10 protein-coding genes and 2 tRNA genes are annotated in these 10220 nt (G+C 44.0%); 1 reads left to right on the top strand and 11 read right to left on the bottom strand.

Annotated features, from left to right (window positions below):
• From K9H14_02700 to K9H14_02665, 8 genes are all read right to left on the bottom strand, one after another.
• The coding region (locus K9H14_02700; protein MCG9479099.1) for a DUF5752 family protein at positions 1 to 175 on the bottom strand (175 nt) is incomplete at its 3' end.
• 102 nt (positions 176 to 277) lie between these two features.
• Positions 278 to 715, bottom strand: a complete 438-nt coding sequence (locus K9H14_02695) for a protease complex subunit PrcB family protein (protein MCG9479098.1) — start codon at positions 713 to 715, stop codon at positions 278 to 280.
• 31 nt (positions 716 to 746) lie between these two features.
• Positions 747 to 1592, bottom strand: a complete 846-nt coding sequence (locus tag K9H14_02690) for a hypothetical protein (protein ID MCG9479097.1) — start codon at positions 1590 to 1592, stop codon at positions 747 to 749.
• Between the two features lie 222 nt (positions 1593 to 1814).
• On the bottom strand, positions 1815 to 2585 hold the full coding sequence (locus K9H14_02685; GenBank protein MCG9479096.1) for an ABC transporter permease: 771 nt from the start codon (positions 2583 to 2585) through the stop codon (positions 1815 to 1817).
• Positions 2586 to 3347, bottom strand: a complete 762-nt coding sequence (locus K9H14_02680; protein MCG9479095.1) for an ATP-binding cassette domain-containing protein — start codon at positions 3345 to 3347, stop codon at positions 2586 to 2588.
• A 12-nt stretch (positions 3348 to 3359) separates the two neighbouring features.
• A complete protein-coding gene (locus tag K9H14_02675) occupies positions 3360 to 4226 on the bottom strand; it encodes a pentapeptide repeat-containing protein (protein MCG9479094.1) in 867 nt (288 codons plus the stop codon).
• A gap of 13 nt (positions 4227 to 4239) precedes the next feature.
• On the bottom strand, positions 4240 to 4569 hold the full coding sequence (locus K9H14_02670; GenBank protein MCG9479093.1) for a PadR family transcriptional regulator: 330 nt from the start codon (positions 4567 to 4569) through the stop codon (positions 4240 to 4242).
• A 280-nt stretch (positions 4570 to 4849) separates the two neighbouring features.
• Positions 4850 to 4944, bottom strand: a tRNA-Ser gene (locus K9H14_02665).
• 209 nt (positions 4945 to 5153) lie between these two features.
• On the opposite strand from K9H14_02665, the gene K9H14_02660 reads away from it, so the two are divergent.
• Positions 5154 to 6872, top strand: coding sequence for an ABC-ATPase domain-containing protein (locus K9H14_02660; GenBank protein MCG9479092.1), 1719 nt, complete (start codon positions 5154 to 5156; stop codon positions 6870 to 6872).
• 1 nt (position 6873) lies between these two features.
• Here the strand turns inward: K9H14_02660 and K9H14_02655 are convergent, their stop codons facing one another.
• The 3 genes from K9H14_02655 to K9H14_02645 form a co-directional block, all read right to left on the bottom strand.
• A complete protein-coding gene (locus K9H14_02655) occupies positions 6874 to 8625 on the bottom strand; it encodes a phosphoenolpyruvate carboxykinase (protein ID MCG9479091.1) in 1752 nt (583 codons plus the stop codon).
• 9 nt (positions 8626 to 8634) lie between these two features.
• Positions 8635 to 9798 (bottom strand): iron-containing alcohol dehydrogenase, encoded by a 1164-nt coding sequence (locus K9H14_02650; GenBank protein ID MCG9479090.1) that lies wholly within the window; start codon positions 9796 to 9798, stop codon positions 8635 to 8637.
• A gap of 37 nt (positions 9799 to 9835) precedes the next feature.
• Positions 9836 to 9912: transfer RNA gene (locus K9H14_02645), tRNA-Arg, on the bottom strand.
• Positions 9913 to 10220: the final 308 nt, after the last annotated feature.

Raw genomic sequence — 10220 nt, 5'->3', positions numbered from 1 at the left:
TAAAGGTATAGGCATACTTTATATGGGACTGGTACAGGTGGTGAAAGATTACCTTATCGGCAGAGCCTTCCAGTATATTTAAAAATTCCCTTAAGTTCTGGGCTCTCTGCCCGGTGGGGCTGACCAGTACTATGCTGTCCATAAATACAAATTTTTCAGGTTTTTTCTTGCCCATTACATCCGGTTATCAATAAATTAATACCAGGGCTGACACCTAGCCATTCCCTGGTATTAATTATGTTAAAAATAAGGGCGAAATACAAATTGGTAAAATTTATCAGTCTATGAATTCCGCCTGCAAATCCACTTTGGGAAGCTTGATCAAATGATAGGGAGAGGTCAAAGCCTGGGTAACCATATCCGAAGGGTCAGGTACGGTTTCATTTATGTACACTTTAAGGTTTTCTGTTGTGCGAACCACTTTCTCCACTTCTATCTCATACCCTCCGGTGGATTGCCGGCCCTGAAAAACAGCAATGACCATCTCCTGGCCAAAATTAACAGTATCTATTTGCTGCTGATCAATTTTTTCACTAATCTGCGCAAAGTTTTGCTGGTCGGCAACTACATAGTAGTTCTTATCTTCAGCACTGCTGTTGTAGCCCCGGGCTAATGTCTCAAAATCAATTTCTTCCTCTGCTGATTCTACTCCGCACCCGCTGAGCAAAGCCAGAAGCAGGATAAATATTAAGACCGAAAATATTTTACTTCTCATAATTTATGCCTCTTTAAACCCTAAACAACTGCTACTGCTCCAGCATAATTGAATAGATAGCAGCTACTGCCTGATTATCCTGGTTCATTATTAATCCTATCTCCTGTTTTCTGGGAATCCGGGATAAATCCAGGGCATTTATATACTCTTTTCCCTGGCCACCAGACCTTATTACAATCGAAAAATAAGCCTGGAAGTTTTCAGTTACAGAGACCTGCTCCCCTATCTCCTGCTGGTTGGGCTCATTTATAAGCTGTTCTACCACCAGGTTTTTGCCATCGGTTACACCTTTTAATATGGCATTGGCAAAAAACTCTGTCTGAGGGTCCATCTCTCTTATTGAAGCCTGTTGTCCGGTATCCATAGCCAGCTGGTATATTATCTCCTGCACTAGGCCATCTTCTATAACCAGCCCCACTTCCTGGCCGGTGGGTATACTTTCTATATCCATGTTTGTAGTATGCTCCGATTCGCTGTCATTTCTTACCAGTATGCTCAGTACAGCCTGGCAGTCCGAAGAATGGGTAATCTTCTCCCCTATTTCCTGCTGGTTGGGCTCATTTATAAGCTGCTCTACATACAGGGTTTTATTGGCCTTATCATAACTTTTAAGTATAGCCGAAGCAAACATTGATGGGCCTTCCGGTTGTGGCTGGGATTCTGCAGGTTCCTGATTTGCAGGCTGCTTTTCCTCTTCCTGTTCCTGCTCTGGCTCTGTTTGCGGTTCAACCTCCTGTTCCGCTGGCTCAGCCTGTTCGGGGACCTGACCATCTGTAGTAGATCCTGTAGGTAGAAAACACCCTGCAAGCATGAGTAAACCAGAGGTAATGGCTATAATTATTATGGTAGTGATAAGTTTGGTTTTTGTTGCTGTCATCTTTACCTCCTTTTTTTATCAAGGTCAAATTATAATGGATTATTTATTATTTTCAACCGTTAGCCAGCTCTTTTATTGCTGCAGCTCTTTTAACCGGCTGGCGGTATTATGTTTGGATAGTTTGATGATCATCGCTCCGCTTCTTGCTTGTCCTATTCTCCATAGGAACGACCGTCTATAACTATCCACGCCGCCATTTCAGTATTAGTATCACATAATGTCTCATGATACTTTACGTTTGTATGTCCGAATTGCGAACAAATATGCAACTACAAGAATACCAAGGCACCATGCCAGTGCAATCCAAATGTTATTGCCGACAGGCTGGCCTGACAATAGTGCGCGGATGGCTTCTACTATCGAAGTCACTGGTTGATTTTCGGCAAAGATACGAACAACCAGAGGCATGGTTTCAGTTGGAACAAACGCTGAGCTGATAAACGGCAGGAAAATAACCGGATAGGAAAAGGCGCTTACACCGTCCGCAGATTTTGCGGACAATCCTGCAATCACCGCAATCCATGTCAAGGCCAGTGTAAAAAGCGCGAGCATACCGGCCACAGCAAGCCATGACAGTACCCCCGCTGACGAGCGAAAGCCCATAATCAAAGCTACGAGAATGATGACAATAACTGAAATTGCGTTGGATATCAGTGAAGTCAGCACATGCCCCCACAGCACTGTCGAACGTGCGATCGGCATGGAGTTAAAACGCTCAATTATGCCCCGCTGTACATCGATAAACAGGCGGTAGCCCGTATAGGATATGCCGCTCGCAATAGCAATCAGCAAGATACCGGGCAACAGGTAATTCACATAGTTGTCTGTGCCAGTTTGAATGGCACCCCCGAAAACATAGACAAACAGCAGCATAAACGCAATCGGCATAATGGTGACCGTGATGATGGTGTCCATGCTGCGAATAATATGGCGCATGGAGCGTCCCAGCATAACGCTCATATCGCTGAGGAAGTGTTTCTTTGTAGCTTCCATTTACTTTTCCTCCCTTTTGCCAATGATGGAGAGAAATATCTCCTCTAAATTCGGCTGTTTTTCCACATACTCCAACTTTGCTGGCGGGAACATCTTTTTCAGTTCCGCGAGCGTGCCATTGGCGATAATTCTGCCTTCGTGCAGAATGGCAATCCGTTCGGCAAGTTGCTCGGCCTCCTCCAAATACTGCGTTGTCAGGAATACCGTAGTGCCACTGTCGGTAAGCTCTTTGACAATCTTCCAAACCTCAATGCGCGCCTCAGGGTCAAGTCCGGTGGTCGGTTCATCGAGGAAAATGAGCTGTGGTTTTCCTATAAGGCTCATGGCAATGTCTAGCTTGCGCCCCATGCCCCCCGAATAAGTGGATACCTTACGGTCGGCAGCGTCGGCCAAACCGAAGCGTTTAAGCAAATCATCCGCTGCCAGGCACGGATTTCTCAGGTGCCGCAGTTTCGCAATCATAATCAGATTCTCCCGTCCGGTTAAAATCTCATCCACAGCGGTAAATTGCCCGGTCAGACTGATTGACTTCCGCACATTAATGGCCTTTGTTATGACATCGAATCCGTTTACGACAGCCTTTCCTGCGTCTGGTTTGAGCAGAGTGGTGAGAATTTTGACAATCGTTGTTTTTCCCGCACCGTTGGAGCCGAGCAGTGCGAAAACACTACCCTTTTCTACTTCAAAACCCACATCCCTTAGAACATGAAGTTGCTTATAGGACTTTTGCAGTCCCTTCACTTGAATTGCTTTGTTTTCCATATTCTTAATTTCTTATATAACAGTAACTTTTGATAAATTGGCATCCATTCCTTTGAGTACGGCGTAAGTCAGCTTATCCATCATCGAGCTGTCAAAGCAAATGGTTTTAATAGCACGGTAGTATTTATTAGAGAAGGTATACGCCGGATGGAAGGATACATTTTTAAGTGTCGCACCCTTAAACGTAACTTCGTTCAGCGCCGCCTGGTCAAACTTTACACCAATAAAATTCAGTCCGTCCAGGCGCAACCCCCGCAGATCAGAGGACTTGAAGTCCACTCCTTCAAAGATACAGCTTTTAAAGGTTGTTTTTCTGAGATCGGTCATGGTCAGGTTAACGTCTGTCAGTTTTGTACCTATAAATTTTACTCCTGCCAATCCCGACTTGCTGAAATTGGTACGCACAAGGATTGATTGATGGAAGCTCGCTCCCGTAAGGTCAATAGCAGACAAGTTGCAGTCTGTCAGATTTGCCCCGTCAAAATTGGCTTCGCGCACATCACTGCCTGCAAACGAGCTGCCGGTCAAATCCGCGCCTGTAAAGTCGGAGCCGCGTAACGCACTCGATTCAAATTTTCCTTTATGTGCGGTAACTCCTGCAAAGTCGCTCTTTGGCAGGTTGCTCGCGCTTAAGTTTGTCAGTACCTGCCGTTCCAGTGAGCGAGAGACATTGGCGACCTCCTGTACCGTTTGTTCGATGTCGCCAATGCTGTCAATGGTCATCTCAAAGGCTGTTTCATCATCTTTTCCCTCATCTTTGAGTTCACGGAACCGTTCCTGCAAATCGGATAGCAGGTCGGCCTTAAGTTCAGCGACGCTTTTTACTCCATCATAAGGCGCAAAAACGCCGTTCAAATACCGGTTTAATTTTTCGTTCATATTATCCATCTCCTTACAATAAGTTATCAAGTACGCGTTTTGCATACTCCCAATTGTTTTTGTTCCTGGCGTAAGTGGTTTTACCTTTTTCAGTGATCTCAAAATACTTACGCCGTCCGCCCTGAGATTCATCGCCCCAATACCACTCGATATCCCCGTCCGCCTCAAGCCGTCGTACGCTGGAGTACATCGTAGCTTCTTTTAACTCATACTCACCGCCCGAGCGCTCGGCTATCAGCTTGACAATTTCGTAACCGTATCGGTCAGCTTCGGATAAAAGCCTTAATATCATAGTATCTGTATGGCCACGTAGCAGGTCAGCTGTGATTTTGTTCTCGCTCATATCATCACCTCGTAAAAAATTGTATATTACACTACTATGATTGTCAAGGTAATATATCAATCAATATACTATGGCTATTTATATATACAAGTTATTGCACAACAAACTCAAAAATGGATGCATCTTTTCACTAATCCTTCTTACAGGGATGAGCAGCACGCCATGTTACGCAATGAAATCTGCCATCAAGATGGTGGCGGTTTTGCTTCTGAAATGCGAAAAACCCAGTATTACTGGGTTTGTCGTGAATTAGCATTTAATCTATATTAACTTCTAAATATGGCGGAGGAGGAGGGATTCGAACCCTCGAGGCGGGCTTAATACCCACCTAACCGCTTAGCAGGCGGCCCGTTTCAGCCACTCACGCACTCCTCCTGAGCAAGTATTGTATATAATAACAACAATCATCAAAAAAATCATCAGCCTATCCGCAAGCTATTGTAATATATTTAAGCTATATTTAAAAATAGAAATTTAAAAATTATATTCCTTGAGATAGCCGGCTATAGCCATTAAAATAAAAAGGCAAATACTCAAGGATTAAAGTATTATTAAATCATTACCAATCAGCTAAAAAGGCAGGCATGCAGAATTTAAAAACAATAATCAACAGAATAGACCACCGGGGCTACAAAGCCTATAAGCAATTAAAGGGAAGCTATAATTTTGATAACTTCACCCTGTATATAGACCATGTGCAGGGAGACCCCTTTGCGGCCCCTTCCAAACTGAGGGCCAGGGTTTACCTGCCAAAAGCAAAGTTTGACCCAGACCTTTTTTCCAATAAATCCAGAAGGATAGCCCTGCAGGATTTTATTACCCGGGTTTTCAACCGGGCTATAAAATCCAGGTCAAACAAGAGGATGGGCAGCGGAAAATCTGGCCTGCTTAATATAGATTGCGGCAGGCAGCAAATTTTGGAAAGAACTTCATGTTATCTGAACCAGGATTTTATAGAAGTCTGTTTCTATGCAGGCCTGCCGGCAAGAGGCAGAAGGATACTGGGTTCAGAATGTATAACCCTGCTAACCTCCATAGTGCCGCAGGCAGTTTCCAGCTCCATGTTTTACTCCGAAATAGATAAACAGCAAGCCTTAAAATTTGTACAGGTAAATGAAGACCAGGACTACCTGAGAGAGCAGCTTTCTTCCCATAACCTGGTAGCATTTATCGCTAATGATTCAATTCTTCCCCGGAGAAGCGGAATATCGGACCGGCCCCTTCCGCCCTCGGAAGCAGTACCTTTTAAATCCCCTCCCCAGCTGGAAACCACTATGACTGCTCCCCATGCCGGGAAAATAAAGGGAATGGGTCTGCCTGCGGGAATAACCCTTATAATAGGCGGCGGTTTTCATGGCAAAACCACCCTTCTTTCCAGCATAGAAGAAGGAGTCTATAATCATATTCCCGGCGATGGCAGGGAGTATACAGTAACCATAGGCAGCGCAGTAAAGATAAGAGCAGAAGAAGGCAGAAATGTACAGAAAGTAAATATTTCTCCCTTTATAAACAACCTGCCCTTTGGTAAAAATACCCAAAAATTTAGTACAGCCAATGCCAGCGGAAGCACCTCCCAGGCAGCAAATATAATAGAAGCACTGGAACTGGAAACCGGAATGCTGCTGCTGGATGAAGATACCTCGGCCACCAACTTCCTTATAAGGGATGAAGTAATGCAGAAAATAGTTTCCAAGGATAAAGAACCCATCACTCCGTTTATAGACCAGGTACAGAACATGCGGCAAGATTATGGAACTTCTACCATAATGGTTATGGGGGGAGCGGGCGATTATTTTGAAGTGGCAGACCATATAATACTTATGGACTCCTATATCCCCCGCCTGGTAACCTCAAAAGCCAAAGACATCATAAGCCAGAAAAAAGATAAAAGAAAAAAAGAAGCTCCCCCCGGTTTTGGACCGGTCACCGAAAGGATTCCCAAACCTGAGAGCATAAACCCCTATAAAGGCAGAAAAAGAAAGATAAAATCAAGGGGACTTAATCAGATAACCTTTGGCTTTGAAAACATTGACCTTTCAGCTATCGAACAGATTGTTGATCCCAGCCAGGTTAATGCCATATCGGATATACTCTATTATGCCCTTAAAAATAACTACATTAACGGCAAAAATACCCTGAACCAATGCCTGAGCCTTGTTTATACAGATATTAAAGAAAAGGGCTTAAGGGTAATATCCCCATACGGCAGCCAGCATCCAGGAAGCTACGCCCTGCCCAGAAAATATGAAGTTGGCGCGGCCATAAACCGGCTGCGCAGCCTGAAAGTCTTACCCCGTCTCTAGATTATTCAGAAATAATTTCCAGCAGCCTGGTAGCAGCCGCTCTGGGGCCTTCTGTCTCCAGGCCTTCTATTCCCAGCCTGGTCCTTATCTGGCCAACCCTTATCGATTTTTGGTAGAAAGACTTAAAATATTTCTCAGCTATTTCCTGATGCAGTTTTTTATACTGTTGGGGACCAAATATATTGGCAAAATAGGAATGGGTCAGGCCGGTAGAAGTAGTGGTGCCCTTGCTCATTACCGTACCTTCCCTGAATATCCTCAGGGCATCAAGATAATTGTCGTTTATCTCTATTACCGGGTGATCGGCATCTACATTCTCATAATTGTTGGCATACAGTATCAGGTCAATATTCCACCCTTTAAGCACCGTATCTATGCTGGTAACCGGAAGCACAATCCGGGCATTGGTCATACTGGGACTCATAATAATAGCCCGGTCTATCTGTCCGAAAGCATATCCCGGCTGCAGGTCATCCAGCCTCAGAAAAGCGCCTATCTCTGTTCCATAACCCAGAATTCCCTCAGGTGAGAGCTCTACCGAACCCATATCATCAGCTATAATAGTCATTTCCCTGATATGCTCATCACCCAGAATTCTCAGGGCCTCCAGGGTTTCCGACTTGCCTGCCCCCGAGTCTCCCACCAATAAAATGGTGGCACTGCTGCCATCATTTAACATGATGTTTACCAGCGCTCCGTGGAAGGGCCATCTCCCCTTTTTCATCATGATTATATTATGCAGAGTAAGAACCATTTTCTTAAGGTAGCCAAAATACCCAAACCGGTCACTGTTGGGAACAGCAGCTACCATAATATGGTTATCCTTATCATCATAAAATACGGTAGGAAATTCAGCCAGACCGCTTATCTGCTGTTCATCTACCCCAAACAGGTAAACTGCATCCGGTTTCTGGTTAAGCTTGTGGTCATCAATTAATTCAAAAAGATTGGCCAGGGAGAACCCCAGCTCTAAAAAATTGCGGTGAATAAATATATGGATATTAAGCGGCCCTACCCTGGCCGGATATACTATCCATTCATCTTGGTTTATTTCTATGTTTTGCAGTGGGTTGGTTTCTATTTTTTGAAAGCTGCCGGTCCTTTTGTTCATGGGAGGATTTAAAACCAGTGGCAGGTATATAAGAGCCTGCCTTATAACCGGTATCCCCTCCAGTTTTTGATATAAGCCTCCGGGCAATCCAATATCCTTGGGCTGGGCAATTGCTGCCACTTCCGAACCGGCCCTTACCTGCCGGTATACCCTGGGGTGCTTTCCACTAATATTTTCCTGAAGATCCCGGTAGGTACCCCTGATTAAATGGGTTAACTTTTCCACAGTCTGGTTAAATGTACGGTAAGGCCTCTTGTCCAGAGCTTCTATATCAGAGGTGCAAATTATGAACCTTTCAAAATTCCTCCAGTAATTATAAAGGTATTCGACAAAATCATAAAGCAGCTTTGGGTCCTGTATAAAAATTGAATACTTCCGGTCCATTTCCAGCAGCAGGCTGGCCGGAAGCCCCGCCAGCAGTTTAAGGGCGCCGGCAAGGCTTTCGGCCATTCCTTCATCTATTTTTTTATCCTTAAAAATTGCCAGCAATGGTGAATTATGCCTTTTGAGGTGATTTATGCACCGGTTAACTATCTCTACAAACAATTCACTTTCCAGCAATTCCTCCGGAGTCTCACAGATCCTTCTTCTTATCTTTATTATTACTTTTTTTCCCGATATGCTGTAAGAATATATCCCCATGTCCAACCCCTATTTGGCCAGTTTTAATATGCTTAAGACATCCTCTTTTTTGAGCTCAACAAAACTGCCCAGGTTACCGAATTCCACAGCCTTATCTGCCATCTCTTCAAACCTGTCATCACCGATATTTATATCACTTAACCTGGTAGGTAGGTTAATTTTTTTATAGAACTGCTCCAGCCTGCTTATTCCCTCCAGGGCTGTTGACTGCATGTCAAACAGGTCAGGTTCAACATTCCAGACCCTGGCGGCAAACTGTACAAACCTCTCCACATCAGTCTTAAATACATACTTCATCCATGCCGGAAAAACTATGGATAATCCTGCACCATGGGCAATATCATATATGGCGCTGAGCTCATGCTCTATCATATGGCTGCCCCAGTCCCCCTGTCTGCCGGTAGTCAGCAGGTCATTATGGGCTACGGTGCCCGTCCACATAATCTCTGCCCGGGCATCGTAATTTTCAGGCTCTTCCAGGACCTGGGGAGTATATTTAATCATGGTTTTTAAAACTGATTCACATAACCTGTCGGTTAGATCCACATTTTTTACCCTGGTAAAATACCTTTCAAAAACATGGGCCATTATATCGGAAGCTCCGCACACAGTCTGATAGGGAGGCAGGGTAAAAGTAACTTCCGGATTCATAACAGCAAATCTGGGCCGGATCAACTCACTTTCCGCCGGCCTTTTATAATCAGTACTGTCATCAGTTATAACTGAACCATTACTGGCTTCGCTCCCGGCTGCTGGTATGGTAAGCACGGCGCCTACCGGCAAAGCCTCTTCTATAGTAGCTTTGTCAGTATAAAAATCCCATACATCCCCCTGGTACGGTACCCCTATGGCTATAGCCTTGGCAGAATCCAAAACTGAACCTCCGCCGACACCCAGTATAAATTCTATATTATTCTCCCTGCAGAGCTTTATTCCTTCTTTTACCAGGCTAAGCCGGGGATTGGGTTTTACACCTGCCAATTCCACAAATTCAATATCATTCTGCCTTAAAGATTTTAGAACCTTGTCATACAAACCATTTGCCTTTATGCTTCCGCCGCCATAATGAAACAGAACCTTGTCAGTATACTTCTTTATCTCCGGACCTATATTTTTTTCGGTATCCTTTCCAAATATTACTTTGGTTGGCATATTAAATTCAAAATTTTTCATAAATCCTTACCCCCTCCAATAATGCTTTTGTATAAAATGGCGCGCCTGAGAGGATTCGAACCCCCAACCGATGGATTCGTAGTCCACTGCTCTATCCAGTTGAGCTACAGGCGCCCCCTTAAGCTGGTTAATTTATAACAAAAATAGGCAGTAAAATCAATTAACTAAAATCGTCATCAGCGGTATCATTATAAGGGTTTGGCCTATTTCTGCACCCCATTTCTTGCCAGCAGGTATTAACACCTTATTTCAACAAGCATATTACCTCAGCCTGTGGTAGAAATAACAAAATTCTTCTATAAATTGTGATTATGCTTAAATTAGTATATCCTCTCCGCTATAATTGAATCGATTTATAATGTTTGCCGAGTATGCTATAATAAGTAAAAATTAACATATTAAATCTAGCTAACTTAATAAAC

This window comes from Actinomycetes bacterium (assembly GCA_022396035.1).
Lineage (GTDB): Bacteria > Actinomycetota > Humimicrobiia > Humimicrobiales > Humimicrobiaceae > Halolacustris.
The sequence above is the reverse complement of the archived record's forward strand: the minus strand, read 5'-3'. Positions and strand labels throughout refer to the sequence as shown.

Coding starts and splice junctions, on each gene's coding strand:
- K9H14_02675 (MCG9479094.1), bottom strand. CDS start 4,226: ATGAACGAAAAATTAAACCGGTATTTGAACGGCGTTTTTGCGCCTTAT.
- K9H14_02695 (MCG9479098.1), bottom strand. CDS start 715: ATGAGAAGTAAAATATTTTCGGTCTTAATATTTATCCTGCTTCTGGCT.
- K9H14_02650 (MCG9479090.1), bottom strand. CDS start 9,798: ATGAAAAATTTTGAATTTAATATGCCAACCAAAGTAATATTTGGAAAG.
- K9H14_02690 (MCG9479097.1), bottom strand. CDS start 1,592: ATGACAGCAACAAAAACCAAACTTATCACTACCATAATAATTATAGCC.
- K9H14_02680 (MCG9479095.1), bottom strand. CDS start 3,347: ATGGAAAACAAAGCAATTCAAGTGAAGGGACTGCAAAAGTCCTATAAG.
- K9H14_02670 (MCG9479093.1), bottom strand. CDS start 4,569: ATGAGCGAGAACAAAATCACAGCTGACCTGCTACGTGGCCATACAGAT.
- K9H14_02655 (MCG9479091.1), bottom strand. CDS start 8,625: ATGGGGATATATTCTTACAGCATATCGGGAAAAAAAGTAATAATAAAG.
- K9H14_02685 (MCG9479096.1), bottom strand. CDS start 2,585: ATGGAAGCTACAAAGAAACACTTCCTCAGCGATATGAGCGTTATGCTG.
- K9H14_02660 (MCG9479092.1), top strand. CDS start 5,154: ATGCAGAATTTAAAAACAATAATCAACAGAATAGACCACCGGGGCTAC.